17 protein-coding genes and 1 pseudogene are annotated in these 16,732 nt (G+C 70.2%); 11 read left to right on the forward strand and 7 right to left on the reverse strand.

Annotation, left to right across the window (positions count from 1 at the left end):
• Positions 1 to 92: 92 nt before the first annotated feature.
• Both HMPREF2883_RS05790 and HMPREF2883_RS05795 read right to left on the reverse strand, forming a co-directional pair.
• Entirely contained in the window at positions 93 to 677 is a 585-nt protein-coding gene (locus tag HMPREF2883_RS05790; protein WP_256277357.1) for a hypothetical protein, read from the reverse strand.
• Between the two features lie 18 nt (positions 678 to 695).
• Positions 696 to 1,676: a 1,4-dihydroxy-2-naphthoate polyprenyltransferase gene (locus HMPREF2883_RS05795; protein ID WP_070659620.1), complete on the reverse strand. Its 981-nt coding sequence runs from the start codon at positions 1,674 to 1,676 to the stop codon at positions 696 to 698.
• A gap of 178 nt (positions 1,677 to 1,854) precedes the next feature.
• On the opposite strand from HMPREF2883_RS05795, the gene HMPREF2883_RS05800 reads away from it, so the two are divergent.
• Both HMPREF2883_RS05800 and HMPREF2883_RS05805 read left to right on the forward strand, forming a co-directional pair.
• The gene (locus tag HMPREF2883_RS05800) at positions 1,855 to 2,916 is read left to right on the forward strand and encodes an ADP-ribosylglycohydrolase family protein (protein ID WP_070659623.1); all 1,062 of its coding nucleotides are present in this window, start codon (positions 1,855 to 1,857) and stop codon (positions 2,914 to 2,916) included.
• Entirely contained in the window at positions 2,913 to 3,845 is a 933-nt protein-coding gene (locus HMPREF2883_RS05805) for a PfkB family carbohydrate kinase (RefSeq protein ID WP_070659624.1), read from the forward strand. The genes HMPREF2883_RS05800 and HMPREF2883_RS05805 overlap by 4 nt, the downstream gene beginning before the upstream one ends.
• Here HMPREF2883_RS05805 and HMPREF2883_RS05810 read toward each other — a convergent pair.
• A complete protein-coding gene (locus HMPREF2883_RS05810) occupies positions 3,829 to 5,205 on the reverse strand; it encodes an AMP-binding enzyme (RefSeq protein ID WP_070659626.1) in 1,377 nt (458 codons plus the stop codon). The genes HMPREF2883_RS05805 and HMPREF2883_RS05810 overlap by 17 nt on opposite strands.
• 111 nt (positions 5,206 to 5,316) lie before the next feature.
• On the opposite strand from HMPREF2883_RS05810, the gene HMPREF2883_RS05815 reads away from it, so the two are divergent.
• On the forward strand, positions 5,317 to 5,784 hold the full coding sequence (locus tag HMPREF2883_RS05815) for a PLD nuclease N-terminal domain-containing protein (RefSeq protein ID WP_070659628.1): 468 nt from the start codon (positions 5,317 to 5,319) through the stop codon (positions 5,782 to 5,784).
• Positions 5,785 to 5,870: 86 nt separating this feature from the next.
• On the opposite strand, the gene HMPREF2883_RS05820 is transcribed toward HMPREF2883_RS05815, so the two are convergent.
• Entirely contained in the window at positions 5,871 to 6,641 is a 771-nt protein-coding gene (locus HMPREF2883_RS05820) for a hypothetical protein (protein WP_070659630.1), read from the reverse strand.
• Positions 6,638 to 7,360: a histidine phosphatase family protein gene (locus HMPREF2883_RS05825; RefSeq protein WP_070659632.1), complete on the reverse strand. Its 723-nt coding sequence runs from the start codon at positions 7,358 to 7,360 to the stop codon at positions 6,638 to 6,640. Before HMPREF2883_RS05825 ends, HMPREF2883_RS05820 begins: the two co-directional genes overlap by 4 nt.
• A gap of 60 nt (positions 7,361 to 7,420) precedes the next feature.
• On the opposite strand from HMPREF2883_RS05825, the gene dapD reads away from it, so the two are divergent.
• From dapD to HMPREF2883_RS05845, 4 genes are all read left to right on the forward strand, one after another.
• Positions 7,421 to 8,404 (forward strand): 2,3,4,5-tetrahydropyridine-2,6-dicarboxylate N-succinyltransferase, encoded by a 984-nt coding sequence (gene dapD / locus HMPREF2883_RS05830; RefSeq protein WP_070659634.1) that lies wholly within the window; start codon positions 7,421 to 7,423, stop codon positions 8,402 to 8,404.
• A gap of 183 nt (positions 8,405 to 8,587) precedes the next feature.
• A complete protein-coding gene (locus tag HMPREF2883_RS05835; RefSeq protein ID WP_081384614.1) occupies positions 8,588 to 9,367 on the forward strand; it encodes a succinate dehydrogenase cytochrome b subunit in 780 nt (259 codons plus the stop codon).
• Positions 9,364 to 11,322 (forward strand): fumarate reductase/succinate dehydrogenase flavoprotein subunit, encoded by a 1,959-nt coding sequence (locus tag HMPREF2883_RS05840; protein WP_070659636.1) that lies wholly within the window; start codon positions 9,364 to 9,366, stop codon positions 11,320 to 11,322. The genes HMPREF2883_RS05835 and HMPREF2883_RS05840 overlap by 4 nt, the downstream gene beginning before the upstream one ends.
• On the forward strand, positions 11,319 to 12,074 hold the full coding sequence (locus HMPREF2883_RS05845) for a succinate dehydrogenase/fumarate reductase iron-sulfur subunit (RefSeq protein ID WP_070659638.1): 756 nt from the start codon (positions 11,319 to 11,321) through the stop codon (positions 12,072 to 12,074). Before HMPREF2883_RS05840 ends, HMPREF2883_RS05845 begins: the two co-directional genes overlap by 4 nt.
• 125 nt (positions 12,075 to 12,199) lie before the next feature.
• Here the strand turns inward: HMPREF2883_RS05845 and HMPREF2883_RS05850 are convergent, their stop codons facing one another.
• Together HMPREF2883_RS05850 and HMPREF2883_RS05855 are read right to left on the reverse strand one after the other, a co-directional pair.
• Positions 12,200 to 13,027, reverse strand: coding sequence for a class I SAM-dependent methyltransferase (locus HMPREF2883_RS05850; RefSeq protein WP_070659640.1), 828 nt, complete (start codon positions 13,025 to 13,027; stop codon positions 12,200 to 12,202).
• A 176-nt stretch (positions 13,028 to 13,203) separates the two neighbouring features.
• A complete protein-coding gene (locus HMPREF2883_RS05855) occupies positions 13,204 to 13,563 on the reverse strand; it encodes a MerR family transcriptional regulator (RefSeq protein WP_070659902.1) in 360 nt (119 codons plus the stop codon).
• A gap of 104 nt (positions 13,564 to 13,667) precedes the next feature.
• Between HMPREF2883_RS05855 and HMPREF2883_RS05860 the strand changes: the two genes are divergently transcribed.
• The 4 genes and pseudogenes from HMPREF2883_RS05860 (at position 13,668) to HMPREF2883_RS05870 (ending at position 16,496) form a co-directional block, all read left to right on the forward strand.
• Complete coding sequence (locus HMPREF2883_RS05860) at positions 13,668 to 14,822, forward strand: MFS transporter (RefSeq protein WP_070659642.1); 1,155 nt, start codon at positions 13,668 to 13,670, stop codon at positions 14,820 to 14,822.
• A gap of 321 nt (positions 14,823 to 15,143) precedes the next feature.
• Positions 15,144 to 15,236: pseudogene (locus tag HMPREF2883_RS15490) on the forward strand (hypothetical protein); the annotation flags it as partial.
• Positions 15,237 to 15,333: 97 nt separating this feature from the next.
• Positions 15,334 to 16,182, forward strand: a complete 849-nt coding sequence (locus tag HMPREF2883_RS05865) for a VOC family protein (RefSeq protein WP_070659644.1) — start codon at positions 15,334 to 15,336, stop codon at positions 16,180 to 16,182.
• A gap of 65 nt (positions 16,183 to 16,247) precedes the next feature.
• The gene (locus tag HMPREF2883_RS05870) at positions 16,248 to 16,496 is read left to right on the forward strand and encodes a ribbon-helix-helix domain-containing protein (RefSeq protein WP_070659645.1); all 249 of its coding nucleotides are present in this window, start codon (positions 16,248 to 16,250) and stop codon (positions 16,494 to 16,496) included.
• The last annotated feature ends 236 nt before the right edge of the window (positions 16,497 to 16,732 follow it).

The following is a 16,732-nucleotide window of genomic DNA, read 5'->3' on the forward strand; positions in this document are numbered from 1 at the left end:
GCGTGGTGCGTACCGCACGGTCCCCCGGCAAGCCGCCGTCGCGTTCGTACCTTAGGTCACGCGTTCGGGGGTTAAGGGTACGAACCGGAGGCCTACCCTACGAACGCGAGGCGCTCGCTCAATGCGGGAAGGCACGGCCAGGGCACCCCGCCCTTGTGCGGTACAGGCCGCGGGGCGAACGCCGGCTCCGACTGCTTGGCCCACTCCTCCATGGTCGTCAGATGCAGCGCCAGATTGTGGGTATCGGGAGGTGTGAAGCCGTGGATGTCATAGGGCGCCTCCTGGAGGTCCACACGCGCCGTCTCGCGAAAGGCCACCCAGGGGATGTCGGTCTGCCACCACCAGCATCCGATGAACCGGAAGATGTGCACGCCCGAGGCGTTGAACACGGTGAAGCTCAGCAGTCGGTATGCCATGAGAGAGGCCACGACCAGGCCACCGAGGACATAGGCACCCGTCATGGTCTCACTGGAGGCCCCTGTCAGTACCAGAAGGACTCCAGCGGCGATTCCTGCGGTGGCAGCCAGGAGCGGGAACATGACGAGATGAAGGAGGATGTATCCCGGGTTGCGCAGCGCGGTGAAGACGAGGAAGCGCCGCTCGATCCAGGGCGCCGGAACGGGTACCCACTCGATGTACTTCGTTGACCGCTCGAGGTCTCGACTCGTGTGGTCCACGTCCGCCCCACCCCGGGCTCACAGGGTGATGATGATGGTGGCTGCAGCGAAGACGACACCGTAGGCCAGCTCCAGCAGGCCCGCATCACGCAGGGAGGCGATGAGATCACGCCCCCGGGCGCCGGAGCGCACTGGCGCGGTGGCCCGCCGCACCAGCGGCAGGAGCAGGAGCGGCGCCGCCAACGCGATGACCAGGGTCAGCAGCGGGCTGATGTGTCCCCCGCCGTCGACGGGGCTGGCTGATCCGGTCTCGCGCGCCCACACCAGGGCGAAGGCCCCCAGCAGCAGGGGCACGTGAAGCATGAGAGAGAAGGCGCGCCGGGCGCCCTCCTCCCCCAGGCGGACCGCCAGGGTCATCTTGCCGTGGGCGGGGTCGGTGTCGATGTCGCGCAAGTTGTTGACCATGAGCAGGGAGCAGGCGAGCAGGCCGATCCCGCAGGCCGAGGGCCACAGCCACCCCGGCAGCGAGCCGGTTTGGACGTAGGTGGTGCCCACCGTGGCCACCAGGCCGAAGAAGATGAAGACGAAGACCTCCCCCAGGCCGGCGTAGCCGTAGGGGTGGGAGCCTCCGGTGTAGAACCATGCGGCCGCGATCGCTGCGGCTCCGACGACCACCAGCCACCACTGGCCGCTGAGGACCACGAGGGCCAGCCCCAGGAGGGCTCCGAGCCCGAAGCAGCCGAAGGCGGCGAGCTTGACGGTACGGGGGGCGACCTGCCCGGAGGCGGTCAGGCGCGGAGGCCCGGTGCGATCGTCGTCGGTGCCGCGCACGCCGTCGGAGTAGTCATTGGCCAGGTTGCAGCCGATCTGCAGCGCCAGGGCCACGCCCGCGGCCAGCAGGCTCCGCACCACTGAGAGCTCCCCCATCGCGGCGGCCGCCCCGGCGCCCAGGATGACGGGGGCGACGGCGGCCGGCAGGGTGCGCAGACGCACCACCTCCCCCCAGCTGGTGGCGCGGGGACCGCTGTCCTGCGCGTGCTCGCCGTTCTCGCCGCTCACGGCTTCCTCCGATCCTCTCGCAGTCCTCTAGGGTAGGCGGCAGTGACCCTACCAGCGCCGTGGCCCTCACCGGTGCGAGCGCCTGAGCCACACCTCGGCCGGTGAGGCAGCCGGCATCGTGATCGCCAGAAGGACCTCCGTGAGACACCCCGATCCCCGCCCTCGCGCTCCTTCACCCATGCCTGCGCCCACGGCGGCTGAGCCCCCGGCACGCGAACGCGCCCTCGGAGCGCTGACCGGGCTGGCCCTCGGCGACGCGTTGGGGATGCCCACCCAGTCGATGAGCCCGGCACAGATCCGCCGGTACTACGGCAGGATCACCGGGCTGCGCGACGCCGTCGCCGAGCAGCCCATCGCCCCCTCAGTGCCTGCGGGCAGCGTCACGGATGACACCGAGCAGGCTCTCATCCTGGCCGGTCTCCTCATCGACGGTGGCGGCCGCATCGACCCCCACCAGCTCGCCGATGCCCTCCTGCGCTGGGAGGACGATATGCGCGCCCGTGGGTCCCTGGACCTGCTGGGGCCCTCCACCAAGCTCGCTCTGGAGCGGGTGCGCGCCGGGGCGGACCCGCACTGCACCGGCAGACAGGGCACCACCAACGGCGCCGCGATGCGGGTGGCCCCAGTGGGCATCGCCTTCTCCCTGAGTGCCGACGGCGACGCGCTGGCCCGGGCCGTTCAGGCCTCCTGCCTGGTCACCCACGACACCCGGCAGGGCTTCGAGGCCGCTGGGCTCCTCGCCGCAGCGGTCAGCGCTGCCATCGACGGCGTCGACGCGGCGGGTGCGTTGGAGGCGGCGCTGGACTTTGTGGCCGCCCACCCCGAGGCAGGCCACTGGACGGAGAAGGCCTCCGTTGCCGCCCGCACCCGCCTGGCCCTGGAGACGAGTCGCAACCTGCACGGGGAGGCCCTGGCCGAGCATCTGCGCACCTACGTCGGAACCTCGGTGGAGTCGGCCGAGTCGGTCCCCTGCGCGCTGGTGATCGTGCGGGAGTTCGCACAGCGGCCCCTGGACGGGCTGTGCTTCGCCGCTGAGCTCGGGGGAGATACTGACACCATTGCCGCGATGGCCGGTGCGGTCCTGGGGGCGAGCGCGCCCCATCTTCTCCCCGTCGAGCTGGTCGATCGGGTGCTGGAGCGCTCCGGCCTGCGACTCGAGCCGATCTGTGAGGCGCTGCTGGCGCTGCGCGGCGGCAGCGGGCGCTGTCAGCCAGACGCTCCGGAGCAGAGGCGGCCATGACAGGACGGGTCATTCACACCGGCCAGGTCGTCATTGACCTGACCTTGCGCATCGAGGCGATCCCCGAGCCCGGCGGGGACGTGTTCGCCGACGAGTCCTCCATGGCGGTCGGCGGTGGCTTCAACGTGCTGGCCGCCGCCCGCCGGATGGGGGTCGAGACCCTGTACGCGGGGCCGCTGGGCGAGGGGCCCTTCGCCGAGGCGGCCCGGCGGGCCCTGGAGGAGATCGGGGTGGATCATGTCGGCCCGGTCGCACCCGGCGACCAGGGCTACTGCGTGGCCATGACCGATGCGAGGGCCGAACGCACCTTCATCTCCACCTGCGGGGCCGAGACTCGCGGCCCGGCGGATGCCTTCGACCACCTGGAGGTAAGCGGCGACGACGTCGTCTACCTCTCCAGCTACTCCCTGGCCGATCCTGCCTCCAGGGTGGCGCTGGAGCGGTTGGCCGGGAGACTGACCGAGGCCCGGGCGGGGTGCACGGCACTGTTCGACGTCTCCCCCATGGTTGGTTCGGTCCCCATGAGCTCGCTGGAGCGCCTCGGTGCGCTGGGGCCTGTCTGGTCTCTCAATGAGCGTGAGGCCGGGCTTCTCGCCGACCGCCTGGAGCTACGGGCGGAGGCCGGTGACCACGCCGGCGTCTGCGAGGCACTATCGGGTCGGCTCGGCACCGTGCTGGTGCGGGCCGGGGAGCAGGGCTCCTGGTTCTCCGACGGCGGCGCGGCGCGCCATACCCCAAGCATCCCGGTGACGCCGGTGGACACCAACGGGGCCGGTGACGCGCACTCCGGTGTCCTGGCGGCGGCCCTGGCCCGGGGCGTCGACCTGACGACGGCGCTGCGCTGGGCGAATGTGGCCGGAGCCTTGACCACGACGCACTTCGGCCCGGCCACCTGCCCGAGTGAGGCGGAGATCAGGGCTCTGGTGTAAGGGGCTCCGAGGTCACATCTGTCGTGGTCGCGGCGAGGAGCCGGGCGACCTCGCGTCGGTCGACCTTCCCGCTGGGGCGCAGCGGCAGGGTCTCCAGGACGACGACCCGTTTGGGGGCGTGGGCGCCGTCCAGCCGGGCGCGGACCGCCTCACGCAGGGCGGCGCCGTCCCAGCGCTTCGAGCGGCCCGGCTGGCCAACCGGTTCGAGCACGACGGCGGCGACGACGCGGCTTCCCCACTGCTCATCGGGCAGGCCGACGACGCAGGCCTCGGCCACGCCGTCGATACCGGTGAGGGCCTCCTCCACGTGGCGGGGCTCAACCTTGATGCCCCCGGTGATGATGACGTCGTCCAGGCGGCCCAGGACCTCCAGGCGCCCGTCGGGGTGCAGCCGGCCGCGGTCGGAGGTGGCCAGGACCCGCCTGGCGCCGCTGCGGTGGAAACCCTCGCCGGCCTTGGGACTGCCTGCGGGGCTGTCGGCGGGACTGTGGCCGGGGGTGTGGAGGTAGTCCTCGGCCAGGACCGGACCGGAGATGAGGATGCGGCCGGCGCCCTCGGCGTCGGGGGCATGAATGGTGACCTCGACCCCCTCCAGGGGACGGCCGTTGTAGACACAGCCCCCGCCGGTCTCGCTCATGCCGTAGGTGGTGACCACAGTGACGCCCGCCCCGCGGGCCCGGGCCAGCAGCGCGGGGTCTGCGGCGGCGCCGCCCAGGAGGACGGCGTCGGCTTCTGCCAGGGCCCGGCGGGCCTGCGGATTCTGTAGGACGCGCACCAACTGGGTGGGGACCAGGGAGACGTAGAGCCGGGAGGCAGCCGCCCCGGTGGGCGGGCGCGCCGAGCTGAGGGCCTCCGCGAGCGCCGTCGGGCTGAAGCCCGTGCTCGTGTCGACCACGACGGGCTCGGTTCCGGCCTCCAGGGAGCGGGTGAGGATCTGCAGGCCGGCGACGTGGTGGGCCGGCAGGGGCAGGAGCCAGGTTCCTGGGCCGCCGAGGCGAGCATGGGTGGCGCGGGCGGAGGCCATGAGGGCAGTGGCGCTTATGGCGATGAGCCGTCCGGTGCCGGTGGTGGAGCCCGACGTGCGCAGGATGAGGTCGGTGCGTGCGGGGACGCGGGTGATGCGGCGGGCCAGGTCGGCGCGGACCTGGGCGGGGTCCTTTCCGGGGGCGATGGGGACGAGCAGCGGCTGTCGCGAGCCCGTCCGGTCTGCTTCTCCCACGGCGGCGGTGGCGGGCCGGCCGTCGGGGCTGGTGAGCAGGCCGCGCAGGGCCAGGCGCTCGGCGAGGGCTGCGCGCAGGGCGGCGACGTCGTCGGGGGCGGTTCCGCCGGTCAGGAGGCGGAGGGCGGGCGGGGCGAGCACCCCATGATCGTGCCACGGCCCGGGCCCACTGGGGATGGGCAGACGGCTGGGCGGCAGGTCCCGGGCAGGTGCGGGGCCTGCGGGGCCGCCCGGCTCGGTTAGGGTTGGCCCATGCGTATCGTCCTCATCGTCCTGGTGTTCGCTCTGACGCTGTACGCCCTGTTGGACTGCGCACGCACACCGGATGAGAGCATGCCGGCACGGATGCCGAAGTACCTGTGGATCACCCTGGTCGTCCTGTTCCCGACCATCGGCCCGATCGCCTGGATCATCGTCTCGCGGGTCAAGGCCGCTGAGGAGCGCGGCGGCTACGTCGAGCCCACCGTGTGGTCCTCCCGGGAGGGCACGACCTTCCGTCGCCCGCAGCGCGCCCGCCCCATGGCGCCCGACGACGACCCGGAGTTCCTCAGGGATCTGGAGCAGGACATCCGCCGTCGCAAGCACCACCCTCAAGAGCCCGCCAGCGGTCACGACGCCAGCGGCGATGAGGGCGGGGCCGGCGGGGCCGACCGGACCAACAAGAACACTGACGCCGGCGAGACGGGCGGGACCGACCGCTCCGGAACCGACTCGCACTGATCAGCACCAACCAGCACTCGCCAGCACCAACCAGCACTGACCCACGCTGACCGGAAGCGCGCCGGCCCGGCCTCGGCGCTCCGGCCTCAGGGCAGGGCGGGGCGGGCCTGCGGCCAGGGGGTGGTGTCGACGTCGTAGCCGTGGGCGGCGGCGTGGATGAGCCAGTCGCCGGGGATCCAGGTGCGCCCGACGAGCTGGGGGTGCTCGGGCATGTAGCGCACCGCCCACAGGATGAGGACGAGCTCGGCCCACTGGGCCCGGATCTTGAGGCGCACCGAGCCGGAGGCGTTGGCCGCGGCGATGACGATCTCGCCGGTGGCGGTGAGCTGGACCTCCTGGATGTCGGCGTAGGAGATGGGCATGACGCCCTCCCCCGTGCCCAGGTAGATGCCGTGGGTGGACACGCTCAGGCGGGCGCCGGCCAGGTGGCGCCACTTCTCGACGGCGTCGGCCTCGGCGGCGCGGCGGCGCCGGTGGTTGAGGTAGGCCTGGCCGCCGAAGAAGGCGGCCGTCAGGGCCAGGCCGACGGGGCCGCCGGCCAGGAAGAAGCCCCGGGAGGGGTTGTAGGTGGCGTCCCCGCGCCGCCACAGGAGCAGCTCGGCGTCGCAGGTGGCCAGCATGACCTCCCCGGATCCTAGGGCGGGGCGCACGGGGTCGATGGTCGGTGAGACCGGGTTGGGGCGGCGGCCTTGGCGGGTGGCGGTCAGGACGGCGGCCGTGTGCCACCACACGAAGTCCCGCCCGGTCCAGGGGCGGCGCGGGGCGGGGCGCGCACGGTCGGGACGGCTGACCTCACCGGGCGGGCCGGTGCGCACGACCTCGCCGCCGACCGGGCGCGAGGGCGGCTGCTGGGTCACCGGGCCGCCTCGACGTGCCCATCGGGACTGACAGGGCTGACGGGGCTGGCACTGCCCGCGGTCTGGGCGGAGGAGGTTCCGGGCACCATGTCGCGGGCCTGGCGCAGCAGGTCGCCGGCCGGTTCCCAGTAGGCCAACCCCACCAGGGTGCGGCCTTCGAAGGTCAGGGAGGTCAGGGAGGCCAGGGCGCACTGGCGGCGGCGCGGGTCGTGGGCCAGGGGGCGGCCCTCCAGGAAGAGGCGCAGCGACCAGACGGGCAGCTGGTGGGAGACGAGGAGCGCCTCGTGGCCCTCGGCGAGGTCGAGCGCGGAGACGACGGCGCCGCGCATGCGCTCGACAATCTCCCGGTAGGGCTCGCCCCAGGAGGGGCGCAGCGGGTTGATGTAGCTGGACCAGTAGGTGGGGTGGGCCAGGATCCAGCGGTTGCGGTTGACGGCCACGCCCTCGAAGGAGTTGCCGGCCTCGATGAGCCGGGGATCCGTCGTCGGCACCAGGCCGAAGGCGGCGGCAGTGGGGGCGCCGGTCTCCCGGGCCCGCTCCAGGGGTGAGGTGATGACCCGGGTGATGTCGTGCCCGGATGCGGACAGGACGTCGGCGACCTGCTGGGCCATCTGGTGGCCCAGGGCCGACAGATGGTACCCGGGCAGGCGGCCGTAGAGGATGCCGCCTGGGTTGTACACCTCGCCGTGCCGCATGAGGTGGATCGTCGTGCGCGCCATGCGGCGATTCTCGCACGCCCACCGGCAACGGTCAGCCACCAGGGACCGTAGGGTGTTCCCATGACGACTCGCAGCGCATGGGGTCTCGGTCTGGCGACCGTGACTGACGACGGCAACACCCTCGACGTGTGGTACCCCCGCCCGGTTCTCGGTGACGAGCCCGAGGACGGGCACGCCGACCTCCTGGCCTCCCTGAGCGCCATGGAGCGCCGTGATGAGGCCCGTGGCGTCCACACCACGGTGGTGCGCACCTGGGCCGACCTCGACGACGCCCCCCAGACCGTGGCCGGCGCCTACCTGCGCCTGCACACGCTGTCCCACCGCCTGGTCCGGCCCAACACCGTCAACCTGGACGGGATCTTCTCCCGCCTGCCCAACGTGGTGTGGACCTCCGCCGGCCCCTGCCGCGCCGAGGACTTCGAGACCACCCGCATGCGCCTGCGCGCCGCCGTGGGACGCCCCGTCCAGGTGCACTCGGTGGACAAGTTCCCCCGCATGACCGACTACGTGCTGCCCTCGGGGGTGCGCATCGGCAACGGCGCGAACGTGCGCCTGGGCGCCTACCTGTCCGAGGGCACCACGGTCATGCACGCCGGCTTCGTCAACTACAACGCCGGGACGCTGGGGCGCTCCATGGTCGAGGGCCGCATCTCCCAGGGGGTCGTCATCGGTGACGGCTCCGACGTCGGCGGCGGCGCCTCCACGATGGGCATGCTCTCGGGCGGCCGGCGCCAGCGCGTGGCCCTGGGCGAGCGCTGCCTGCTGGGGGCGAACTCGGGTCTCGGGATCCCGCTGGGTGACGACTGCGTCGTCGAGGCCGGCCTGTACCTGACGGCCGGCACGAAGGTCTCCCTCATGCCGCAGGGCGGCGTGGTGCCCGGCAACCACGGCCTGTTCAAGGAGCCGCGCGTGGTCCCGGCCCGCGAGCTGGCCGGCGCCTCCAACGTCCTGTTCCGCCGCAACTCCCAGTCCGGTGCTGTCGAGGCCCTGGCCCGCGGCGGCAAGAGCATCGAGCTGGGCCCGCCCCAGCACGCCGGCCAGTAGGGCTCTCCTCCCCCGAGTCCCCCGCCGCCGCGTTTCTCGTTCCGGCCGTCTTCCGCCTTCAACGGCGGGAGGCGGCCGGTCGCGTTGGACGACCCGCGAAACACAGGGTTCACACTCTATGCCAGTATCACTGTGTTCGTTATCATAGTGATGGGTTGTTCTGCGCAAAGGAGGGTGGGTCAGATGGCTGCAACGTCCACGGTCGTCCGCGTCCCTGAGGCTGCTCAGCCCGTTGGTGACGCGCTTCCTCCTCGGCGCAGGCGCCGCACCCCTGTGTGGGCCTCGCAGCGCGTCCTCAAGGTGACGATGGCGGTCACCGGCACAATCATGGCCTTGTTCGTCGTGGTCCACATGGTCGGCAACCTCAAGGTTCTCGCGGGTCCGGAGGCGTTCAACGGCTACGCCGCCTGGCTGCGGCGGGTCGCCTACCCGCTCCTGCCGCACGAGGGGCTCCTGTGGGCGATGCGCCTGGCCCTGGGGGCCTGCGTCGCGGTGCACGTCGCGGCGGGGATCACGCTGTGGCGCCGGGCGAGGAGCGCTCGCGGGGCCTTCCGGCGCCGGGCCCTGCCCGCCCGCACCATCGGCGCCCGCTCCATGCTGGTGACCGGCGCCCTCATCGGGGTCTTCGTCCTCGTCCACGTCCTCGACCTGACCGTCGGTCGTCTCATCGCCCCTGAGGGCTTTCAGGCGCCGACGACGTCGAACGGCGAGCTGCAGGTCAGCGCCTACCACAACCTCGTGGCGAGCCTGTCGCGTCCCGGCATGGCGGTCTTCTACAGCCTGGTCATGCTGGCGCTCTCCCTCCACCTGGCGCAGGGCCTGTGGAACGTGGTCATCGACCTGGGCGGCACCGGCCCCAGGCTGCGCAAGGCCTGCCGCGCCCTCGCCCTGGCCGTGGCCCTGGCCATCGCCGTCGTCAACGGCCTGCTGCCCGTCCTCATCTGCACGGGGGTGATCGGATGAGCGCGAGTACACCGGGGGCCGTCGGCGGCCTGTACGACGTCGGCGAGGACCTTGATGCGCATCTGCCGGACTGCCCGCCCGAGCAGGCCTGGGAACGCCGGCGCGACGAGTACCGCCTGGTCAATCCCGCCAACCGCCGCAAACTGACCGTCATCGTGGTGGGCGCCGGACTGGCCGGCGCCGGGGCGGCCGCGACCCTGGGGCGCCTGGGTTACCGGGTGGAGTGCTTCAGCCTGCACGACTCCCCGCGCCGCGCCCACTCGGTGGCCGCACAGGGTGGGATCAACGCCGCCAGGGCCCGCAAGGTCGACGGCGACTCCCTGGCGCGCTTCGTCAAGGACACCGTCAAGGGCGGGGACTATCGGGGGCGGGAGGCCGACGTCGTGCGCCTGGGGCTGGAGTCCGGCCGGGTCATTGACCACATGGAGGCGATCGGGGCGCCCTTCGCCCGCGAGTACGGCGGCCAGCTCGCCACCCGCTCCTTCGGCGGGGTGCAGGTCTCGCGTACCTACTACACGCGCGGGCAGACCGGCCAGCAGCTGGAGATCGCCTGCGCCCAGGCGCTCCAGGAGCAGGTCGCCGCCGGGAGCGTCCGCATGCACACCCGCACCGAGATGCTCGACCTCATCGTGGCCGACTCCCGCGCGCAGGGCATCGTCACCCGGGACCTGCTCTCCGGCGAGGTGCGCGCCCACACCGCTCACGCCGTCGTGCTGGCCACCGGCGGCTACGGCAGCGTCTACCACTACTCGACCCTGGCTATGGCCTCCAACGCCACCGCCACCTGGCGCGCCCACCGGCGCGGGGCTGCCTTCGCCTCGGCCTGTATGGTGCAGTTCCACCCCACGGCGCTGCCGGTGAGCTCTCGTTGGCAGTCCAAGACGACGCTCATGAGCGAGTCCCTGCGCAACGACGGGCGCATCTGGGTGCCCGCGAGCCCCGGGGACGAGCGGGCCCCGAACGAGATCCCCGAGGACGAGCGCGACTACTACCTGGAGCGCAAGTACCCGGCCTTCGGCAACCTCACCCCGCGTGACGTGGCCTCGCGCAACGCCCGCGAGCAGATCGAGTCCGGCCGCGGCGTCGGGCCGCTGCGCAACTCGGTCTACCTCGACTTCCGCGATGCTCTGGAGCGGCTGGGCAGGCAGACCATCGCCTCACGCTACGGCAACCTGTTCGAGATGTACCTCGACGCCACCGGGGAGGACCCCTACGAGGTGCCCATGCGCATCGCCCCGGGGGCCCACTTCACAATGGGCGGGCTGTGGGTGGACTTCGACCAGATGTCCACCATCCCAGGACTGTTCGTGGGCGGGGAGGCATCGAACAACTACCACGGCGCCAACCGCCTGGGGGCGAACTCGCTGCTGAGCGCCAGCGTGGACGGATGGTTCGTGCTGCCACTGGCCGTGCCGAACTACCTGGCCGGGCTGGTGGGCAGTAGGCCCCTGAGCCCCGACGCTCCGGAGGCGCTCCAGGCCGTGACCGATACCCACGAGCGCATCGAGGCGCTCATGGCGGTGGGCGGTACCCACCGTCCGGTGTGGTTCCACCGCCGGCTGGGTGAGATCCTCTACGCCGGCTGCGGGGTCAGCCGCTCCGAGGCGGGACTGCTGCGCGCCCTGGAGGAGGTGCGCGCCCTGCGTGAGGAGTTCTGGGCCGACGTCACCGTGGTCGGTGGCCAGGCGCGGCTCAACCAGGAGCTGGAGAAGGCGCTGAGGGTCGCCGACTTCCTGGAGCTGGCGGAGGTCATGGTCCTCGACGCCCTGGACCGGCGCGAGTCCGCCGGCGCCCACTTCCGTGAGGAGTACGCGACCCAGGGCGGCGAGGCTCAGCGCAATGACGAGTCCTGGTGCTCGGTGTCGGCCTGGCAGACCGGGGACGGCGGGCACACGCGCCGCACGGAGCCGCTGAGCTTCTCGCTGGTGCCCATGCAGGTGAGGGACTACCGATGAGGATCGAGCTGGAGATCTGGCGGCAGGACGGGCCGCGGGCGCGGGGCTTCTTCGAGAGCCACGTGGTGGAGGACGCCGAGCCGCAGATGAGTCTGCTCGAGCTGCTCGACCGCCTCAACGACCAGATCATCGAGGCCGGTGGCGAGCCGGTGGTCTTCGAGTCGGACTGCCGGGAGGGGGTGTGCGGGGCCTGCGGCTTCCTCGTCAACGGGGTGCCGCACGGGCCACTGGACACGACCCCGGCCTGCCGTCAGCACCTGCGGGCCTTCCCGGGGGTGACGCGCTTCCGGCTGGAGCCGTGGAGGTCTGCGGCGTTCCCGGTCATCCGGGACCTGGTGGTGGACCGCACGGCGCTCGACGAGCTCATCCGGGCGGGCGGGACCGTGGACGTGGCCGCGGGGACCGCGCCGGACGCCGACGACGTCGCCCAGGGGCACCTGCAGGCGGAGCGGGCGCTGGACTTCGCGGCCTGCATCGGCTGCGGGGCCTGTGTGGCGGCCTGCCCGAACGGGGCGGCGGCGCTCTTCGCGGGGGCGAAGCTGGCGCACCTGTCGCTCATGCCGCAGGGGCGCATCGAGCGGGGCCGCCGGGCTCGGGCGATGACGCGGGAGCTTGATGCGCTCTTCGGGCCGTGCTCGGTGTACGGCGAGTGTGTGCCGGCGTGCCCGGCGGGGATCCCGATCGAGGCGATCGCGCTGCTCAACCGGGAGGTGCTGCGCGCCGGCCTGCGCGGGGCGACCCGCGACGACTAGAGCCCGTTGCACAAGTAGGGACGCGTCCGCGAGTTCGTAGGGTAGGTCTCGCGTTCGTACCCTGAACCCCCGAACGCGAGGCATAAGGTACGACCGCGACGTCGACGACCGGCGAGAAGCGGGGCTCAGAACTCGGGCTTGTGGGCGACGAGGGCGATGCCGACCATGTCCTTCTCGTAGCGCTTGAAGGTGGCGGCCATCTCCTGGACGCGTTGGCGCAGCGCCTTGTCGGCGGCGACGTTGCGCGCGATCCGCAGGAAGCCGCCCAGGCCCTCGTCGTGGATGTTGCGCCCGACCTTGAGCAGGGCCATGGGGGCGGTGTCGACCCAGTCGACGACGAGCCCGGCGTCCTCCATGAGCTCCTTCCAGGCGGCGGCGGTCATGGGGCGGGCGTTGACGTGGATGGAGCGGGCCAGATCGCGGCGCAGCTGGGTGTAGTGGTCCTTGTCGATGTCGTCGGGGGTGACGCCGAGCTCGTGGATGGCGTAGCGCCCGCCGGGGCGCAGGACGCGGGCGGCCTCGGCGACGATGGCGGCCTTGCCCTTGTCCCCCTGCATGGTGAGCATGGCCTCGCCGACGACGACGTCGGCGCTGGCCTCGTCCAGGCCGGTGTCGGCGGCCTCGCCCTGGCGGACGGTGCCCAGGTCCCCGACGACGGCGGCCACGCGCCGGGCGGCGTCGGGGTCGCGGTCAATGGCCGTGTAGGAGGCGGGGTGGGCCTTGATGATCTCGGCGGCCGTGCGCCCCAAGCCCGGGGCGAGCTCGACGACGTCGGCACCCGCGAGGCCGGCATGGTTGAGCATGGCGGCGGACAGGGCGGCGCCGCCGGGTCGTAGGACGCGTTTGCCGGCGCGGGCCAGGACCCAGTGGCCGGGCGCGGAGGCGATGGGGCGGTCGGCGTGAGGCAGAGGCAGGTCGGTCGAGGCGGCAGAGGCACCAGAGTTCTTGCTCATAAGGCAAGCCTAACCACAGTGGTTCTGCCACGGACAGAGCCTGACACCGATGACTCTACGACGCGAGCACGGCTCCCGGGCGGCTCCGGCCTCAGAAGACAAACGCCAGCGCAGCAGCCAAGTTCGGCTCGCGCCCGCCGACGAGTAGGACACCAGCACCGCAGCAATAAGGCGGGCTAGGCAGATGCGACGTCTTGAAGGTTGTCGAGGAAGCTCCTGATGACCTCGGCACCGCTCGCGAGCGCGTCAATCTGTTCCTCGACGTCGCGGAGCCGACGGCGCAGCTCGGGTGCAACGGAGGGGCAGGCTCTCAGCGCACCGCTTTCCGTGGCGCAGGGCAGCACCGTCCTGACAAGTGAGAGCGGAAATCCGGCATGGGACAGCGCAACGATCTGGCGGGCGACTAGAACCTCTCCAGCGTCGTAGTCGCGATAGCCATTGTCGCGGCGCGTGGGCGCCAACAGTCCCTCAGCCTCGTAGTAGCGCAGCATCCGCGGGCTAGTGCCAGCGTGTCGGGCAGCTTCGGTGATGCGCATACGCCCCTCCTCGATCAATTTACTGGACCGCGTCAGCATCTCTTGACATTGACAGCAATGTCAAGGCTTAGCGTTGAGGCGCTCTCAACAGACTGGAGGACGCTATGGACCGAAAACTTTCACTACTCGGGTTCGCGGTCATGTTCCTGATCGGCTCCGACACCTTCGTCGTCGCACCACTGCTGCCATCGCTGGCCAAGGCGTACGACGTGTCGACGACGCAAAGTGGCTGGCTGGTCAGCATCTATGCAATCGGATACGCACTCACCGGCCTGGTGTCCGGGCCGATCTCAGACCGAGGTAATCGCCGGATCATCCTTACGCTTGGGATGATGGTTTTCGCATTGGCAACAGCAGGCTGCGCAGTTTCCCCGGGATTCTGGACAATGTTCTCCTTCCGTTTTATCACTGGCGGTGCCGCAGCCGTAGCTGCACCACAAGTATGGGCTATGATTCCCGCCCTCGTCGACCCGGATCAGAAGCACATTTTGCGCGTCATGGGATATACGACTGCCGGGCTATCAATCGCTCAGGTTGTCGGAGTCCCTCTCGGAAGTCTCCTCGCAATCATAGACTGGCGCATCATCTTCCCCATTATCGGGGTATGCTCGTTGGCGCTAACAGTCACGCTCTGGTACCAAATCCCTGATATCCATCCCGCCACGACAACTAAAAAAGTGCCATACCTGACCCTACTCCACGCACCACAAGCATTCACACGATTCCTGTCCTACCTCCTGTACACCCTGGCATTCTTCACCGTGTTCACCTACGCACCGACCTGGTTGGAAGACGGTCTGGGCACCTCGAAAGTCACAGTGGCGCTCATCGTCCTGGCTGGCGGGATTGGTAACACGATCGGCAGCCTTTTCGGTGTCCGACTTACCGGCCGCATGACCCCTGTGCGAGCCATATACTTGAGCGCCACAGTGATGGGCATTGCCTATCTGGCGCTCGCCGTATCTCCGCCTCCGATCGTTGTCGGACTGGTATTCCTGCCTCTCTTCGCCTGCGGAGGTGCGATGCTCAGCGTCCGCATGCTCCACCTGCAGCAACTTGACAGCACAGCGCGCGGTACCATCTCCACCCTCACTAGCGCGGTGATGTACCTCGGCACAACGGTGGCAGGGCTTATCGGCGGCCCACTGCTCACTCTCACCGACAACTTCGCCGCTATCGGCATCACCGCATTCTTACTGAGCACCGTCAGCACACTGATGATCCGTCCAAGCAGCCTCGAAGAAGAGATCAATCAGTAAAATGGAAAACACACTGAAGCAGTCACCATCCGTCATCGAAAATGGACAACAATCGCCAACATATGTCAGCGAAACCCGTACCGGCTTTGCCCCGTTCATGGAAGATAAAGTTCTAGCCGACCAGGATACAAAAATAGGCGACAGTACGTGGATCCGGTACGGTTCGGAGCTCCGTAACGCAGTGGTCTCCCGGCACGTCTTCATCGGACTCCTGCGCCCAGTGGAGGCTCGACCCCCACTCCTGCCGTCACCGCTGAGCCCACCAAGGTACCCACGGCCGCCCCGACCAGTACCGCTTCAAAGCGGCCCCTCCCCAACACAGGGATCAACGCGAGCAGGTTGACGGCCCTGGCGATCCTCGGACTGCTCACCGGCGCAGCAGTTCTCCACTACCGGCGCAAGATCACCTCGTAGCCGGTGATACCCGGGCATGACCCGGCTCGACGATCACAGTGTTGGGGCCGTTCCTCTCCCGGAGCGGCCCCAACGCTTGTCACGCTACGGTGTTCACATGGACCAGCTCATCACTCCCGCCATCCGTTGCAACGGCGACGCCGATGAGGCGGCCCGGTTCTACGCCGGCGTCTTCCGTGAGGCCCGCGTCGTCGAGCAGGTGCCCGGGTACGCGGCCACGGTCAGCATCCACGGATTCCGTCTCTCGCTCCTCAGTGGTGGCGACCAGGACGCCCCGAACCCGTCGATCAGCTGCATCCTGAACTTCGACCCGCTCCTGTTCGGCGGCGAGGCCCAGGCCCGGGCCTACCTCGATGAGCTCTATGAGCGGCTGTCCGCCGGCGGTGTGCTCATGGAGCTGGGCGAGTACCCCTTCTCGCCGCGCTACGCCTGGGTCCGTGACCGCTTCGGCATGACCTGGCAGCTCATGCTCACCGACCCGGCCGGCGAGCCGCGCCCCTTCATCCTGCCCTCCTTCATGTTCGGCGGCCCCAACCACGCCAACGCCGAGGAGGCCACCGAGGCCTGGATCAACCTGTTCGACGACGCCCATCGCGGGGCCCTGTACCGCTACGAGGAGGGCGGGCCGATGGAGGCGGGCACGGTGATGTTCACCGACTTCACGCTGCGCGGCATCTGGATGACGGCCAGGGACTCGGGGGCCTCCCAGGACCTCACCTTCACTCCCGAAGTCTCCATGATCGTCTCCTGCCGGGACCAGGAGGAGATCGACCGCTACTGGGCGGGACTGTCGGCCGTGCCCGAGGCCGAGCGCTGCGGCTGGTGCGTCGACCGCTGGGGCGTCTCCTGGCAGGTCGTCCCCCACAACATCGCCGAGCTCATGGCCGACGCCGCCACGCGCGAGAAGCTCCTGCACATGGGCAAGATCAACCTAGCTGGCCTGTAGGCCACCGAACTCACCACAACGGACTCGGCGACGTTCAGGCAGGTATTTCGTATTACACTTGTCGTATGGAAACCATTGATGGCGTGCCAGTCACCGACGAGACCATCCAGGAGTGGGCTGACGAAGCGGAACGTGGATACGACGTCGACGTGCTGAAGAAGCGAGGACGCCGCCCCATCGGGGATGGTGCGGCGCGGGTCGTCCCAGTCCGCATGGATGACAGTCTGGTAGCCGCGGTCGACCAGCGCGCTGAGAAGGACGGCACCAGCCGCTCCGAGATCATTCGCTCAGCCGTACGAGCCTTCGTCGCGTGATCGACTGATGCCCAGCAGACCAGAGGCCCACCTCGACTCTGCAACGAGGCATCCTGATCCGATGGAGGGCCAGGCAGCCCCTCGTGATGCGGTCGAGTACTGCCCGGTGGTGGCCTTCGTGTCGACCGGAGATCCCCTGTTCACTCGGTTAAAGCCGCCCGATCTACGAGCAACTGGCGGCATCCCACAAGCGGATGATCGACGACGTACTTCTGCGTCGGGGACGTACTTCTCCC

It is taken from the genome of Actinomyces sp. HMSC075C01 (genome assembly GCF_001812965.1).
Taxonomy (GTDB): domain Bacteria; phylum Actinomycetota; class Actinomycetes; order Actinomycetales; family Actinomycetaceae; genus Actinomyces; species Actinomyces acetigenes.